The 16,543-nt window shown below is 38.4% G+C and carries 16 protein-coding genes; 7 read left to right on the top strand and 9 right to left on the bottom strand.

The window, feature by feature from the left end; genetic code table 11:
- Positions 1-24: 24 nt before the first annotated feature.
- The 4 genes from cysD to lysS form a co-directional block, all read right to left on the bottom strand.
- Positions 25-933: a sulfate adenylyltransferase subunit CysD gene (gene cysD, locus AW165_RS07805; RefSeq protein WP_000140408.1), complete on the bottom strand. Its 909-nt coding sequence runs from the start codon at positions 931-933 to the stop codon at positions 25-27.
- Positions 926-1,057, bottom strand: coding sequence for a hypothetical protein (locus AW165_RS19135; protein ID WP_081410572.1), 132 nt, complete (start codon positions 1,055-1,057; stop codon positions 926-928). Before AW165_RS19135 ends, cysD begins: the two co-directional genes overlap by 8 nt.
- Before the next feature lie 253 nt (positions 1,058-1,310).
- A complete protein-coding gene (locus tag AW165_RS07800) occupies positions 1,311-2,756 on the bottom strand; it encodes a capsule assembly Wzi family protein (protein ID WP_060465422.1) in 1,446 nt (481 codons plus the stop codon).
- A 185-nt stretch (positions 2,757-2,941) separates the two neighbouring features.
- Positions 2,942-4,471, bottom strand: coding sequence for a lysine--tRNA ligase (gene lysS / locus AW165_RS07795; RefSeq protein WP_060465562.1), 1,530 nt, complete (start codon positions 4,469-4,471; stop codon positions 2,942-2,944).
- A gap of 256 nt (positions 4,472-4,727) precedes the next feature.
- Here lysS and AW165_RS07790 point away from each other — a divergent pair, with 256 nt between their 5' ends.
- Complete coding sequence (locus AW165_RS07790; RefSeq protein WP_060465421.1) at positions 4,728-5,216, top strand: YqiA/YcfP family alpha/beta fold hydrolase; 489 nt, start codon at positions 4,728-4,730, stop codon at positions 5,214-5,216.
- A 15-nt stretch (positions 5,217-5,231) separates the two neighbouring features.
- Here AW165_RS07790 and AW165_RS07785 read toward each other — a convergent pair whose 3' ends face one another.
- Positions 5,232-5,672, bottom strand: coding sequence for an SRPBCC family protein (locus AW165_RS07785; RefSeq protein WP_060465420.1), 441 nt, complete (start codon positions 5,670-5,672; stop codon positions 5,232-5,234).
- 446 nt (positions 5,673-6,118) lie between these two features.
- On the opposite strand from AW165_RS07785, the gene rubA reads away from it, so the two are divergent.
- The 4 genes from rubA to oxyR all read left to right on the top strand — a co-directional run bounded on the left by rubA (position 6,119) and on the right by oxyR (position 9,471).
- Complete coding sequence (rubA, locus tag AW165_RS07780; protein ID WP_000760495.1) at positions 6,119-6,283, top strand: rubredoxin RubA; 165 nt, start codon at positions 6,119-6,121, stop codon at positions 6,281-6,283.
- A gap of 94 nt (positions 6,284-6,377) precedes the next feature.
- Positions 6,378-7,559 (top strand): rubredoxin reductase RubB, encoded by a 1,182-nt coding sequence (gene rubB, locus AW165_RS07775; RefSeq protein WP_044100605.1) that lies wholly within the window; start codon positions 6,378-6,380, stop codon positions 7,557-7,559.
- Positions 7,560-7,611: 52 nt separating this feature from the next.
- Positions 7,612-8,556: an esterase EstB gene (gene estB / locus AW165_RS07770; protein ID WP_002117541.1), complete on the top strand. Its 945-nt coding sequence runs from the start codon at positions 7,612-7,614 to the stop codon at positions 8,554-8,556.
- A 6-nt stretch (positions 8,557-8,562) separates the two neighbouring features.
- Complete coding sequence (gene oxyR / locus AW165_RS07765; protein ID WP_002117503.1) at positions 8,563-9,471, top strand: LysR family transcriptional regulator OxyR; 909 nt, start codon at positions 8,563-8,565, stop codon at positions 9,469-9,471.
- A gap of 29 nt (positions 9,472-9,500) precedes the next feature.
- Here the strand turns inward: oxyR and AW165_RS07760 are convergent, their stop codons facing one another.
- Positions 9,501-10,085, bottom strand: a complete 585-nt coding sequence (locus AW165_RS07760) for an SPOR domain-containing protein (RefSeq protein ID WP_212823839.1) — start codon at positions 10,083-10,085, stop codon at positions 9,501-9,503.
- 57 nt (positions 10,086-10,142) lie between these two features.
- Between AW165_RS07760 and AW165_RS19130 the strand changes: the two genes are divergently transcribed.
- Positions 10,143-10,271, top strand: a complete 129-nt coding sequence (locus AW165_RS19130) for a hypothetical protein (RefSeq protein WP_081037648.1) — start codon at positions 10,143-10,145, stop codon at positions 10,269-10,271.
- Between the two features lie 60 nt (positions 10,272-10,331).
- Here the strand turns inward: AW165_RS19130 and ppk1 are convergent, their stop codons facing one another.
- Together ppk1 and mtgA are read right to left on the bottom strand one after the other, a co-directional pair.
- Positions 10,332-12,410 carry a polyphosphate kinase 1 gene (ppk1, locus tag AW165_RS07755; protein ID WP_002117516.1) on the bottom strand — a complete coding sequence of 693 codons (2,079 nt, stop codon included), beginning with the start codon at positions 12,408-12,410 and terminating at the stop codon, positions 10,332-10,334.
- A 105-nt stretch (positions 12,411-12,515) separates the two neighbouring features.
- Positions 12,516-13,193 (bottom strand): monofunctional biosynthetic peptidoglycan transglycosylase, encoded by a 678-nt coding sequence (gene mtgA / locus AW165_RS07750; protein ID WP_002117784.1) that lies wholly within the window; start codon positions 13,191-13,193, stop codon positions 12,516-12,518.
- Positions 13,194-13,269: 76 nt separating this feature from the next.
- Between mtgA and AW165_RS07745 the strand changes: the two genes are divergently transcribed.
- Positions 13,270-14,079 carry a rhomboid family intramembrane serine protease gene (locus AW165_RS07745; RefSeq protein ID WP_060465419.1) on the top strand — a complete coding sequence of 270 codons (810 nt, stop codon included), beginning with the start codon at positions 13,270-13,272 and terminating at the stop codon, positions 14,077-14,079.
- A 1-nt stretch (position 14,080) separates the two neighbouring features.
- Here AW165_RS07745 and AW165_RS07740 read toward each other — a convergent pair whose 3' ends face one another.
- Positions 14,081-16,540, bottom strand: coding sequence for an ABC transporter permease (locus AW165_RS07740; protein WP_060465418.1), 2,460 nt, complete (start codon positions 16,538-16,540; stop codon positions 14,081-14,083).
- Positions 16,541-16,543: the final 3 nt, after the last annotated feature.

Genomic DNA, 16,543 nt, shown 5'->3' with positions numbered 1-16,543 from the left:
AACTCCACAAATTTAGAAATTGTCTTAGAAATAGCCTTCTTGCTTTTTCTTTTCCATTGAGCCCGCTTCATCATGGTCAATCATACGACCTTGACGCTCAGAACTCGTGGCTAAAAGCATCTCTTGGATAATTTCAGGTAACGTATCTGCTTCAGACTCAACTGCACCAGTTAACGGGTAACAGCCAAGCGTACGGAAACGTACAGACTTCATCTGTGGAACTTCACCCTCTTTTAAGCGCATACGTTCGTCATCAACCATGATTAACGTACCACTACGCTCTACCACTGGACGAACAGCAGAGAAATAAAGAGGAACAATTTGAATATTTTCTAAATAGATATATTGCCAGATATCCAACTCTGTCCAGTTCGATAATGGGAATACACGAATACTTTCGCCTTTGTTCACTTTACCATTGTAAAGGTTCCAAAGTTCAGGACGTTGGTTTTTAGGGTCCCAACGGTGTTTACTATCACGGAATGAATATACACGCTCTTTCGCACGTGATTTTTCTTCATCACGACGTGCACCACCAAAAGCAGCATCAAATTGATATTTATCCAAAGCCTGTTTTAAAGCTTGGGTTTTCATAATATCTGTATATTTTGAACTACCATGATCAAATGGGTTGATCCCAGCTTCACGGCCTTCTTTGTTTTGATGAACAATTAAGTCAAAACCATGAGTTTTTGCCATGTTATCGCGAAACGCGATCATGTCTTTAAACTTCCAACCCGTATCTACATGTAATAATGGGAATGGAAGTTTAGCTGGATAAAATGCTTTTAACGCAAGATGAAGCATAACAGCCGAGTCTTTACCAATTGAGTAAAGCATGACTGGGTTTTCGAATTCTGCAGCAACTTCACGGATGATATGAATGCTTTCCGCTTCAAGCTGTTTGAGATGTGTGAGTCTTGATTCAGTCATGAACACGTCCTTCTCTATCCATTTTGCCCATAAAATCTAGAAGTAGTATTAAACCACCACCTAGAAGACCATGTGGAGGAACGAGTGCCATAACAACTCCAATTTTTCGTGATAGATAATACAACCACAAGCCTTTATATGGCTTATAGCATTAGTTATGCATTATAGTGATTTAAAACCGATTCCTTTTGCTTGTTTTTTCATATTGATATTCGATTTAATCATATACATGTAATATGCTGATTCACTTGCATAACTTCACAATCCTAGCTTGTGTAGTCAACTTAAGCAAATCATGTTCTAGTCTTTAGTTTTCTTTAAAAACCATAAAAAAGAGAAGCTTTGATGGCTTCTCTTTTCTAAAACATGATCTATTCTTAGAAACCAAACATTTTACGTTCTAATGGAATTTCAATACCAATAGATGCACCTGCATCATTACCCTCAAGATCAGAATCACTTACCCAGCCATTAATTTTTAATGGAAGATCAGGTTTGATGAAATGCGTCCAAGTTAAATCAAGTGCTTTAATTTCATCATCTTTAGGGAATGCTTTATTGATTGCTAAGTTAGATTGGTTAACTTTAACCACCATAGCGCGACCACTTAAACGGTTCATGACATCAAAGCGGATATCGCCACCCACCGAATACATTTGCCCATCACCGCCCATCGCGTGACCTAACGGGAAACCATGTTGGTAATAGCCATCTTTATAAGTTGAATGAGCATAAGAGATACCTCTTACATCACCATTAGTACGCGTGTCTGCCCACTCTGCATAAAGTTGGTACGGCATGTTATTGTAGCTAGATGAATAGTCCACACCAGCTAAGTACATTTTCTTAGAAGGTAAACCACCTGCTTCATCTTCACCTACATATTGTCCATATAAACTGACTGGAACTTGGAATAGCGGTTGCAGCAATAAACGGCCATCAAAGCCAGCAATTTGGTTTGATGGATCTGGTTCGCCAGTTCCGCCATTATCTTTATTACCAACAAATGCATCCCATAACGAACTAAGACTTTCAGGACGGCCATCTCCACCCCACTGAATAGCACGCGATGCACCTAACTCGATATATGGTAATGGTTGTGCAGTTAAACGTAATCCAATTAATTTAGCATCAGGCACTGCTTTATAATCATCTAATTGACCAGCAAATGCTTGGTATTGCCAAGGTCCAATCCAAGACAACCATTTTGTCTCAAAAGCATTTTGCACAGCACGTTGTGCAGTTACCCCATAAACTGGTCGACTAGCATCACCACGAATTAAGCTACCATCGTGTCCAGGTCCCCACCATGTTGGAATTTGACCTGCAACTACCCATTGATTCCAAAGTTTACCAGCGACATATGAACCTTCAACATTAACGTCTTGTCCATTATCAATTTGAGGATCTTTTTCTGCATTTACTCGGATTTTAGCATCCCAGTTTTCACCGCCAGTATTAAACTCTAATGAACCTTGATATTGAGCTTTTTGGTTATCACCGAATGCTTGAGGAATATTTTTGATATCAGTTTCAGCAAAAGCACCCACTTTAACTGTATTGTTATCTGCTTTTAATGCATTAAGTACTGAATTAATAACTTTTTGTTGAGCTGGATGCGTCACTTTTGCTTGAGAAAGTGCTCTTTGAATTTCATCACCACTTAACGGCCAAGTTGAGGTGCTAATACTGATAACACCTTGTTGATTTAACCAGTTTAAGTCGGTACGTAAGTCTTCATTATTTAGCACTAAACCTTGTGCAAAAATAGCGGATGAAGCAGTTGCCAATATTGCAATCGAAAGTGTTTTTCTTAGAAACATGCCAGCCAATTCTCAAAGTTATTTATGAGCAACACCTTAAATTTTTTATCACAACTTTGCAATTGTTAAACTGTGCAATTACATTTTTTAACGCTATCTTAAGATTAGTATAAGTAGGTAAGTTTCTAGATATAAAAGGTAATAAAAAAGGCAGTATAAATACTGCCTTTTTGCATCTTAGAAGATTAACCTTCTTTACGGCGCATATGCGGGAATAAAATTACATCACGAATACTTGGTGCGTCAGCAAATAACATAACCAAACGGTCAATACCAATACCTTCACCTGCTGTTGGAGGTAAACCATATTCAAGTGCTTCAACAAACTCTGCATCGTAATGCATTGCTTCATCATCACCAGCGTCTTTTTCAGCAACTTGCGCTTGGAAACGCTCAGCTTGATCGATTGGGTCATTTAACTCGCTGAAGCCATTTGCTAACTCACGACCACCGATGAAGAATTCAAAACGATCTGTAACGTGTGGATTGTCATCATTACGACGCGCCAGTGGAGAAGTTTCCGCTGGGTAATCAGTAATAAATGTTGGCTGACGAAGTTTAGTTTCAACAGTTTCTTCGAATACAATCGTTTGAAGCTTACCTAAACCAAAACCAGGCTTAACCTCTTCTTTCAATTCTTCACGAATAAATTTTGCAAGAAAATCGCGATCACTTACATTTTCAGGTGTGAACTGTGGGTTATTCTCTAAAATCGCATCGAACATAGAGATTTTCTTGAATGGCCCTTTAAAGCTAAACACTTCACCTTGGTAAGGAACATCGGTTGTACCTAGAATATCCAAAGCCAACTTTTCAAGCATATTTTCAGTCAATGCCATTAAGTCTTTATAATCAGCATATGCCTGATAAAACTCGATCATGGTGAATTCAGGGTTGTGACGTGTTGACACGCCTTCATTACGGAAGTTACGGTTAATTTCGAACACACGCTCAAAACCACCAACCACTAAACGCTTCAAATAAAGTTCAGGCGCAATACGTAAGAATAAAGGCATATCCAAAGCATTGTGATGTGTTTCGAATGGACGTGCAGAAGCACCACCCGGAATCACATGCATCATTGGCGTTTCAACTTCCATGAAACGTTCGTTGTTTAAGAATGCTCGAATACCTGCAACAACTTTGGCACGGATTTCAAAAGTTTTACGTGTTTCTTCATTCACGATTAAGTCAAGGTAACGTTTACGGTACTTAACTTCTGTGTCATTTAAGCCATGAAATTTATCTGGTAACGGACGAAGCGATTTTGTAAGAAGTTCAAAACCTTCAAGATGAACATATAAGTCACCTTTGCCTGAACGTCCGATATAACCTTCGGCAGCAATAATGTCACCAAGATCCAAACCTTTAATGGTTTCAAGAATATCTTTTGGTAAGCCTTTACGGTCAACATATAACTGAATACGACCAGTCATGTCTTGAATCACCATGAAAGAACCACGGTTTAACATGACACGGCCAGCCACTTTTACATAGACATGCTCTGCGCTTTCAATTTGTTCTTTCGACTGATCTTTAAATTGTTCTTGTAGATCAGCTGCGTAATGTTCACGCTTAAAAGTATTTGGCCAAGGACTCTTTCCAGTTTCCTTCGCAACATCTTGGATTTGCTTTAATTTGGCATGACGCTGTGCAATTAAATCGTTTTCGGAAATAGTTGGTTCAGAAGTCGATTGAGCGTTTTGTTGCGTCATCTCTGCCTCGATTAAGTAAAAATGAAGTGGCATAGCTTAACAGATTACAGGAGTTTTTCGAATGATTTCAATCAAACAAAAATGAAAAAAGACAATTTATGGAAACCAACACTGTTTTTTAAAGGCAAAATGACTTAGACCAATCGCTAAGATCATTTTTTAAAGCTTTTAGTAAAATATAAAAAAATCCAAATAACCTCGATATTCAAAGGCCCTATTTGCCTTGTATTTTATCAATGAGATTGTATCGTAAATAATGAAAATTCTATTTTTACATGGCTTGGATTCTTCTCGTGAATCAACAAAGTTCCACGCCATTTTACATCCTGAAAAGTTTTGTATTGACGTTGATTATCGCAACCTAAGTTATGCATCTGTTGAGTACTTTTATCACCAAGCTATTCAGACGATCAAACCAGATTTACTGGTTGGTCACAGCCTTGGAGGATATTGGGCCTTAAAAACTGCCGCTCAACATAAATTAGCTGTGATTGTGGCAAATCCAAGTCTTACGCCTAGTTTTCGACCTGATTATCCTCAGCTTTCCGAAAAGGAACTTACCCTCTCTAATCCTAAAATGGCTTATTTAGAATTAGGAGATGAGCAACTTGATATGTATCAGGTTCAAGAAACACTTGCGCCCTACATGAATATTGAAACCTTTGAAGGCGGACATCATCGTTTGGCCTATCCTTCTCGTATCAATGATTTGATTATGAAAATTTATAAAAAATATTTGGCTTAACTTGATGCCGATTACCTATTTTCCTTCTGCTAATTTCTTGATTACGTCAAATCCTTGAACGAAGCCACTTTTCAACATACCCATGTATTCAGGTAAGGTGGCTAATTCGACTTTTAAAGTAGTTACATTATCGTATTGGCTTAAAAAATATTTTTCTAGAGAACCACTCCAGCCTTTAACTTCTTCACTTTCTAAATCTTCCTTACCGTCCTTAATCATTCCTAAATGTTTAAAAATCAATATTTCCGGCTTTTTCAATTCTTCAATGGTGGAAACCATGCCATTGCCTTCACCATCTAGGAAATAAGTTTTACCACCGATTTGCCAATCGGTACGCATTGAGGAATCTGGAGCAAAGAATTTTGTCCAAGCATTATATGTCTCGTTATTCCAAAGTAATTCCCATACTTTTTCTATAGGCGCCTCAATTTCTACTTCGTATACTAAATTTTCCATACTTAAGTTCCCTGATTTATTCCGTTCTTATACTGTCGAATTTTAATTTTCGCGTTTAATAATGACATCTGTTGAATCTTTATTTGTTGTTATTTAGCTTTCTTATTATATAAATCTTTTAAATGAGCAGACACTTTTTATTTCTCAATAATTTCACAAACAACATTAAGTTTAAAATTAACGTTAAGAATGTATTAGTTATTATTAGTTTATGCTCAAGTTTTGCCTAAAAAACCACTTATTTGTCCTAACCTGCCATTCATCTTTGCTTACGAATGATTAAACTCCGTTATTTGCTTTACATTAAATGTAGAACTGCGTAAAAATTTGATATCCGATCAAAGGCACATTGGTTATTATTGACCGGATCGTGGTTACATTATTAATAGATGGAATAGTTTTACTGAAAGGCAGCTTTGAGCAAACTTATCAGTGCGGAGAGTCTCATGAAAAAATATCAATGTATCGTTTGTGGATGGATTTACGATGAAGCAGAAGGTTGGCCACAAGACGGCATTGCAGCTGGAACAAAATGGGAAGATATCCCTGATGACTGGACTTGCCCTGATTGCGGCGTTTCAAAAGCTGACTTCGAAATGATCGAAATCTAATGACTTACAGTAAAAGGCCATGATTGACATGGTCTTTTTTACGTATATTACCCATTACCGTATTAAATAAACAATTCTAACTCTGGAGAGAAAAATGCATCCAATCGTCATTATCGGATCAGGCATGGCGGGTTATACCTTAGCACGTGAGTTTCGTAAACTTAGCCCAGAGCAAGAACTTGTGATGATTTGTGCGGATGATGCAGTGAATTATGCAAAGCCAACATTATCAAATGCATTTGCAGGTAAGAAAGCACCTGAACAGATTGCTTTAGGTGATGCTGCTAAAATGGGTACCCAACTCAATATGCGTATTGAGCCTTTCACTTTTGTAAAAGAAATTTTAGCTGAACGTCATGAGCTTGTTCTTGAGAAAGATGGGGTAACTTCGAATCAACCCTATTCAAAACTGATTTTAGCGGTTGGTGCTAACCCAATTCGTCTTGCAATTGCAGGCGATGGTAGCGATGACATTCATGTCGTGAACTCGCTAATTGATTACCGTGCTTTCCGTGAAAATCTAGCTCAACGTAAAGATAAACGTGTTGTTATTTTGGGTGCAGGTTTAATTGGTTGTGAATTCGCCAATGACTTACTTCACAGTGAATATGACATTACTGTTATTGATTTGGCACCTCAACCATTAGGTCGCTTATTGCCAGGTCATATTGCTTCTGCATTCCAGCAAAATCTCGAAGAGGCTGGTGTTAAATTTGCATTAGGCACAACCGTTGAAAAAGTCAGTAAAATTAATAATGGCGAAGATTATGCGATTACACTCGCAAACGGCCAAACTTTGGTGGCCGACATCGTTCTTTCAGCCATTGGTTTACAGCCAAATATTTCACTTGCTAAAAGCGCAGATATTCAAACAAGCCGTGGAATTATTACTAATAGTTTACTTGAAACAAATCAAGCCGATATTTATGCAATTGGCGATTGCGCTGAAGTAAATGGCACGCTACTTCCGTATGTAATGCCAATTATGCAGCAAGCTCGTGCTCTTGCAAAAACCCTCAGCGGACAACAAACTGCCGTGCACTACCCTGCTATGCCAGTTGCAGTAAAAACTCCTGCAGCTCCACTTACAGTGTTACCAGCTCCAATGGATGTAGAAGTGAACTGGGAAACAGAAGAGTTCGACGATGGTATGCTTGCTAAAGCAATTGACAATGAAGGAACATTGCGTGGTTTCGTATTGTTAGGTGCAACAGCAGGTAAACAACGCTTAACTTTAACAAAGCTTGTTCCAGATCTTATTCCAGCCCAAGCATAAGGTTTGAATCAGGAATACTCTTTTGTGAGTATTCCTTTAAGGAATGAATAACATGAATAGTGCCTTACAGTTTAACATTTCGCCGTACACATCTTTCATGCAAGAAACCAAGGTCAACTTAGGCAATGGTATTGAGCTACATGTAGAAGTAGGTGGAAAACCGGAACATCCAACCATTTTGCTGATTATGGGTCTTGGCGCTCAAATGCTTTTCTGGCCGGATTTCTTCTGTAAATCACTCATTGATCAAGGTTTTCGTGTTATTCGTTTTGATAACCGCGATATTGGCCTTTCTTCAAAAGTACGTCATGAAGGTAAACGGTTAAATACGGTTAAATTGATGGGTCGCTTTGCGCTCGGACTAAGTAATCAAGGTGCCCCTTATACTCTGCATGATATGGCAGATGATGTATCAATGCTTATTGACCGCTTAGGCGTGACTAAAACACATGTCATTGGTGCATCAATGGGCGGGATGATCGCTCAAATTCTTGCAGCAAAATATCCTGAAAAGGTTGAGAAATTGGGGCTCATGTTTACAAGTAATAATCAGCCTTTTTTACCCCCTCCTTTTCCGAAACAGCTTTTGAGTTTAATTGGCAAACCTGAGTCACGTGACGAAGATGGTATTGTTAATCACAGTTTAAAACTATTTCAATTGATTGGTTCACCTGGTTACGTCAACCAGATTGAAGCAATGCAAACTGCACGAAAACTTTATCAACGTAGCTATTATCCTGCTGGTGTACTTCAACAGTTTTTAGCAATATTATGTACAGGCTCCTTACTTCAACTGGACCGTGAAATTAAGCAACCCGCGTTAGTCTTACATGGCTCTCGTGATCGCTTACTTCCACCTAGTCATGGTAAGGCTGTAGCAAAAGCAATTTCCGGTGCTAAGTTTGAATTAATTGATGGAATGGGGCATGATATCCCTGCACATTTTATTCCTCAGCTTAGCGGTTTATTTGCGCATCATTTTAAATCATCATACTAGGACACTATGGCTGCATTACCCTCACTAAGACAGCTATCATATTTAGTTACGTTGTCGGAAACTTTGCATTTTACTGAAGCAGCACGCCGCTCTTTTGTCACGCAATCGACGTTATCAGGCGGCATCATGGAGCTTGAACGATTGTTAGGTGGCGTTCTGGTAGAGCGTGACCGTCAGAATGTGCGTTTAACACCATTGGGTGAACAAGTTGTTGCTCGTGCCCGTGTACTACTAGCAGATGCTCAAGATTTAATGCGTTTGAGCCGTGAAATGAGTGAACCGTTAACAGGCGATTTGCATTTGGGAGTTATCCCAACCATTGCACCTTTTATCCTGACACGGTTACTTGATGAAGTGCATCAGCAGTTACCTAAAATTCAGTTGCATCTGCATGAAGCTCAAAGTGAAAAAATTGTAGAGCGTCTAGAACACGGTAATCTAGACATGATTGTTCTTGCTCTACCGTTTGATACTAGAGGCCTAAAAGTCGCTGAAATTTCGAAAGAAAATTTGTACCTTGTATGTAGTAAGCAAGATACAAATGCTCTTCAAGCGAACTCTCTAGATGATCTTGATTTATCAAGATTAATTTTGCTTGAAGAAGGTCACTGTTTACGTGACCACGTTTTAAGTGCCTGCCCTATCGGTGAACGTAAAAACGATAACCGTTTAAAAGCAAGCTCTTTACCAACTTTAGTTGAAATGGTTTCTTCTGATTTAGGCTTTACCCTTTTACCAGAAATTGCAATTGAAAATAGTATGATCAAGTTTAATGATCAAATTACTGCAAAACCAATTGAAGATGCCCCAAGCCGCACTTTAGCATTAGTCACTCGTAAAAGTACGCCGCTACAAAGTGAATTTGACGTATTACTGCAAATTATGCAGAAAATCACGACAAACCTACATGAATAAAAAAAGGAGTCTTCGGACTCCTTTTTATTTTATTGAGGTGTAAGGGATGCCCACTTAAACACCCAAGCAGATTGCATATTCAAACTATTATCAGAAATAATTTTTTCTCTAATAATCTGTGCTATAGCATAGTCGTTGGCTGGATCTATCATGACTCGTATTCCTTTAGTCGTTGAGCTGGTTACAACCTTATAGCCCTTTGCTTCAAGCTGTGACTGAATCCTATTTGCTTTATTTTGATTAGAAGCTAGCGCAACTTGTACCATCCATTTTTTTTCACCATTTTCTAAAATTTCTTTAGCGATCGCAGCATCAAGTTGTTTTTTATTATCAGAATTTTTCTTTTCTTCTTTTGTGTGAACTTCCTCATTTTTCTTTTGCGCTAAAAATTCCTCCTGCTTTTGTTTTCTTTTTTGGATGATTATTGTTTTATTCCTTACCTCACTCTTTTTAGTTTTATCATTGGAAACGGGCGCAAAATAAGGATATATCGCTTGATCATCAAACCTTTGAAATACGATGATATCCCCATAACACTTCTGATCTGCGTAGGCCGCCACTGGCATTATCCCCAAAAGTATTCTAATAAGTAAATTTCTAATAAAGCATTGCATCTTATTCATTTACCGAAGTTAAGTATATTTAATGTGGCGTATTAAAGTAGATTTCACATGATTTGTATATTTTTAAAATTCAATGTTTTATGGGGAAAATCACATATTTTAAAAACATCTTGCTGTGCTTCAAATTATTATCGTTTACCCAACAACCATTTAGAAAAACTAATTAAATTATTTTGAATTTCAGTGAATTAAAAAAGCCGACATTTTGTCGGCTTTTTTAATTAAATTTAAAACTTATTATTTAATCATTTCTAATAGTGCCCGTTGAGCATTATGCAATTTTTCACCCTCTGCTGGCTCAGCACGCACCCAAGTACCATCTGACTGTAACAACCAAGCTTGCTGGTTATCTTGCAAATAGTTCACTAGGCCTTGTTGATAAATACGCTTTTTCAATGCAGGATCTTCCACAGGAAAACATGCTTCAACACGGTTAAATAAATTACGATCCATCCAGTCTGCGCTTGAGCAGTAAATACGTGCATCACCATTATTGCTAAAGTAATAAACGCGAGTATGTTCAAGGAAACGTCCTACAATTGAACGTACACGAATATTTTCTGATAAGTTAGGCAAACCTGGACGTAAACAGCAAATAGAACGAATAATCAGATCAATCTGAACACCCGCTTGAGATGCTTCATATAATTTATTGATTAATTGAACTTCCGTTAAGGCATTTACTTTCACAATAATTTGAGCTTTACGCCCCGCCTTAGCATTGGCAATTTCTTCATCAATAAAGTTGATGAGCTGAGCATGTAAGGTAAATGGTGCATGTAATAGCTTTTTCAATTTCGCCATTTTGCCCATACCAGTCAACTCTTGGAAGATACGGTGCACATCTTCACACAGATCTTTATCAGTCGTCATGAGACCATAATCGGTATAAATTCGAGCATTCATTGCATGGTAGTTACCAGTGCCTAAATGAACGTAACGCACAAGTTTGTTATTTTCACGGCGTACCACCATAATCATTTTGGCGTGAGTTTTATAACCAACAATACCGTAAACAACCACAGCCCCTGCTTCTTGTAAAACGTTAGCCACTTCAATATTTGATTCTTCATCAAAGCGGGCACGTAATTCAATAACCGCGGTCACTTCTTTTCCATTACGCGCAGCTTCCGCCAAAATCTGTACAATTTCAGAGTCAGCACCACTACGGTAAAGTGTCTGCTTGATTGCCAATACTTGTGGATCGCGAGCAGCTTCACGAAGTAGCTGAATCACGGGAGCGAAAGATTCAAACGGATGATGAAGCAAAATATCTTGCTTCTGCATTGCAGAGAAAATGCTCTCGGTCTTTTTAAACACTTTAGGCACAACCGGCGTATGTGAGTCATAACGCAAATGAGGGCGTTTAAAATTTGAAACCAGACGAGCCAAGTTTACAGGACCATCAACTTTATATAATTGCTCATCAGTTAAATCAAATTCTTCTAATAAGTACTCGTAAATATGCTGCGGACAGTTATGAGTTACTTCTAAGCGAACAGCACGACCAAAACGTCGAGAACTTAATTCACCTTTTAAAGCTTTTGCTAAATCTTCAACATCTTCATTTAATGCCAAGTCAGCATTACGTGTAACACGGAATTGATAGCATCCTGTTGCTGTCATGCCAGGGAACAAATCGGACACATGTTCATGAATAATTGCAGATAGCATGACGTGATGTTCTTTACCACCTGTTAACTCATCTGGCAGTCGTACAACGCGAGGTAATGAACGTGGGGCTGGAACCACGGCTAAATCAATTTGACGGCCAAAAGCATCTTTACCTTCTAAGGTAATAATAAAGTTTAAGCTCTTGTTTACGAGACGTGGGAACGGATGCGCTGGATCTAAGCTAATTGGGGTTAATACAGGTGCAACTTGTTCTTGAAAATACTTCTTAATCCAAGCTGACTGTGCTGGCGTTAGTTCACCACGACGGAGGAAGCAAATATCTTCTTCACGTAATTTAGGTAAGATTTCTTCATTTAAAATACGATATTGACGTTCAATCGCAGCGTGAGCAGTTTCAGAGATTTTTTGTAAGACTTGTCTTGGCGTCAAACCATCAGGGCTACGACTCTCATTGCCCAGAGAAAATTGCTCCATCACCCCTGCAACACGAATTTCGAAAAACTCGTCTAGATTACGTGAAAAAATGAGTAAGAAATTCATTCGCTCAAGTAATGGATGTAAAGGGTCTACCGCTTGCTCCAATACACGCAAATGGAAGTCAAGAATAGACAATTCACGATTTATATAACGGTCATTATAACTATATTCTGTCGGGGTCGTTGGTGTAATCGCTGTATTCATGTCTAACTCAATTCTCTATCCAGCCAAAATCTCTATAAAACAGTATGCTGCAAAAATATGACAATTTGGTAAAAACTAAAAAATTTACACATCTTTAAAACATCATTATTCAGGAATCTGGGTACTATTCATATAACGTAGGATAACGCGTTTTCTATATTGTAGTTTACGATCGTTGCGGTGATCTTGATAATATTTCGGATCAGGCAATAATGCGGCTAAAAAAGCAGCTTGTTCGCGCGTTAAGCTTCTCGCACTTTTACCATAATAATATTGCGCGGCTGCTTCTACACCATATCGATTTTTGCCAAATTCAACAGAGTTCATATATACCTCAAGAATTCGGCGTTTTGACCACATCCGCTCCATCATCCAAGTTGCGATAGTTTCTTGGCCTTTACGAATAAACGAACGCTTATTGTATAAAAACAAGTTCTTTGCCAATTGTTGAGACACCGTAGAACCACCAGCAACTACTTCGCCTTCTTCATTATTCCGCTCTAGTGCAAAACGAATGCCATCCCAGTCAAAACCATGGTGATGAATAAATTTTGCATCTTCCCCAGCTAAAATCGCATGTTTGAAATTGTCGCTAATATCATCATAGTCAAGCCATTCATGAATGATCGGCTCTGAGGTATCTGACCAATAATCAATTCGCATAAACATGGTGGTATCAACTTCATGTGTACGCCACCAAACCAAACTTGAGAAAATCCAAAGTTGAATAAGGAGAATTGCCCCAATAAAAATTAACAACACGCGAACAATAAAAGCTTTCATGTTCGTCCTGATCTCCTGTATTCAACTTTTTTCATGTTAAGCTGTTAAGCATGTTCATATATAACAAAAGCATAGCATGACTCAATATCAGCCTCCGCACATTAATCGTAAACTCAATGTACAAACTTGGTGGCTGACCGCCTTATTGATCTTGATTAATGTAGGTTTGTTTGTCTGGCAAATTGCGACTGGTGTCGATATTAGCGACCCAGCCATGAAAGATGCTATTCATTGGGGTGCAGATTTTACACCACTTACTTTTTCTGGGCAGCCCGAACGCTTATTTACCAGCATGTTTTTTCATTTTGGTCTTGTTCACCTCATGCTTAACATGTGGGCCCTCTATATTTTCGGTAATGTTGCTGAGTCACTATTTGGTCGCTTCTATTTTATAAGCCTGTATTTACTTGCTGGCTTATTTGGTAGCCTTCTCAGTAGCTATATGACTATTCAAAATGGGCATGAATTACTGCAACATTTCGATCAAAGCTTACTTCCTCATGTCAGTGCAGGTGCTTCGGGTGCCGTGATGGGATTAGGTGCTGCGTTAACAGTACTTTCTCTATTTCCCCCGCTTCCACACCAAGCCTACATACTCGATAAAAAAGCATTATTAATGATTATGGCCATCAACCTTGTTTTTGGCTTTGTCGCAACGGGTATTAATAATGCCGCGCATATTGGCGGCATGATTATTGGAGCATTCCTTGCACTGATGTGGTACTTAAGCTATGTCAGCAAGTTAAAAACTATACTTAAAATTTTAGGCTTATTAGGCGCAGTAATCATTACTGGTGGTTTTTATATGTACTGTGTACAAATCAACTCACCGTTACTTCCGCTATGGCATGAAATCATCATCCAGAACCCTGACATTATTCCTTAAACTACAATTGGTTTAATTCTCTTAAACTTTGTAAAGGTGGTAAATTACAGAGATAGCCTAGTCGATAACGACCAATCAAAGCACAAACCAGCATCATGCCAAAAGGTAAAATCAGCCAGATTTCAATATGCCATTGTATTGCCATATTCATTTTATAACTTGCGATCGCACTAATCACTTCTGCAAAACAGCAGGCAACTATGCCTGCTAACAGACCTAAAAACCCAATCTCAAAACTGAGCATTTGCTTCATTTTATTTTTAGATAAACCAAATGAACGTAACAAAGCAACTTCACGGCGTCGCTCATCCATTAATAAATTTAGACAAGCAATTAAAACAAGTATTCCAGAAAAACCAACTAATGCCGCTAGAACAGTTACTATTTTGACCAAAACATTCATTAAGCGCTTTACTTCATCTAATATTCGATCAACATCAATAAATACTGTATTTGAGAACTGCTGAATAATATTGATCATTTTTGGTTGATCTTGCTTAGGCACATAGAAACTACCTAAATAACTTCCAGCATTTTCGTCTAAGGTTTTAGGTGAAAAAATAAAGAAAAAGTTAGGGCTAAAGCTTTCCCACTCGACACTCCGAAAATTCACAACTTTGGCCTGTAAGTTGCCTTCGGGCAAACTAAAAGTAAGCTTATCTCCAATTTGAATTCCTAAACTTTCGGCAGTTTTACTTTCGACTGAAACTTGTCCCACACCATCAAACTGGGCTTGACCACTTGTAATGACATTGTCATTTGGTAGTAGATTTGATTGAGTCAAATTCAGTTCACGGCGTAAAGAATTGTTTTGCTTTATAGCCTCTTCTGAAAAAGGCACATCATTCTTAGCTAACAATCGGCCACGAATATTTGGATATAACGGCGTGCTTTGCCAGCCATTCTGCTTTAATTGTTGCTCAAATGCTTTTAAATCAAATGGAGGTAATCCATAAACAAATTGATTCGGTGTCCCTTCTGGAAGTTGTTGCTGCCAACGCTCTAATAAATCTGTTCTTAATACACTGAGTACCGTAATGAGGCTTAAGCCTAAGGCCAATGCGGTAATTTGTAAGGCGCTTTGTGATGGCGAACGAATATAAAAAGACAATCGATTTTTCAGCTTTTTTAAGCTACGAAGCAATAGCCAAACAACGGTGTAAAGCAAAATACAAAGAACAATAATTGCCGCTAAAACCAGAATGCTGAGCATTAAGTTTTCACTCAACACCAAACTAAAAACAACTAGGCTAGTGATTCCTGCAAAAAACATAAAAAATAAAGATTTGCGAGATTTGGCTTGCTCGCGAATAACTCGAATTGGAGGCGTATTTAAAAGCTCCCAGATGCTTGGCAAAATAAAACCAAGCAGCACAATCACGCTGGTAAAAATCGCAATTGGTAAAGGCCCGATTAAAAGAGGTACAACCGAAAAACTTAACTCTAATTGAGGGATCAATTGCAGCATAAGTTGCAGCAGACCAAACCCCATGATTAAACCTAATAGGCTTCCTAGCACAATTGAAATCGCACTGACAATACAAAGCAATCCAATATATGCCCATAAGATTTCGAACTTACTGGCGCCTAAGCATCTAATAAGTGCAATGTGATCTTGGTTTTGTTGAACATATCTTTGACTCGTTAAAGCGATGGCAATACCACACAATAAAATCGTTAAAATATTGGCCAATTGCAAAAAGGTATCTAAATTTTCAAGCGGACGTAATAACCTACTGTTCGATTCACTTGCATCACGTAAACGCAAGCCAGCCGCTTCATCTACATCTTTAGAAGGTTGATGCTGTTGCTTAAATTGCTTTGAAAATGACTGAACCTGTTCAGGGCTACCTGCCATTAATAAACGATAGTCAATTCTGCTCCCTGTCTGAATCGCATGAGTCTTAGCAATATCGGCTTGATGAATAATAATGGTTGGCGAAAAGCCCGAAAAACCGAGCTCCTGATTTGAATCACGCACAATCACTCCACTAAAACGGAAGGTACCATCAGCAATAGAAACAGTATCTCCTAGCTTTACTTTAAGTAAATCGGCTGCTCTTTGACTTAGCCAAACTTCACCAGATTGAATTGCTTGAGTTTTTGGCGAAATTTCAAGCTGTCCTCTGAGTGGAAACACAGGTTCTATCGCTTTTACATTAACCATGACAAACTGATCTTGGGTATGAGCCATCGAGCTAAATATAGTGACATTAGTTTGCTTTAAACTAAGCTGCTCAGCTTTCTTTTTCCACTGCTGTTCGATAGGCTCGTTATTCGACAGAACCAAATCCGCACCCAGCATTTGTGAAGCTTGCAGACTGACTGCATTTTTAACTTGGTCGTTACTAAATTTCAGGGCAGTTGTTGCACTGATCGCAAGCGATAGAGCAATAATGAGTAGATATAATCCACCCGTACGAAAACTTTGTAGCAAAAGTGGTTTGAGAAGATTACGCATAGT

It is taken from the genome of Acinetobacter sp. LMB-5 (assembly GCF_001541635.1).
In the GTDB taxonomy this organism is placed as follows: Bacteria; Pseudomonadota; Gammaproteobacteria; order Pseudomonadales; family Moraxellaceae; genus Acinetobacter; species Acinetobacter pittii.
This window is presented reverse-complemented; position numbering and strand designations above follow the sequence as displayed.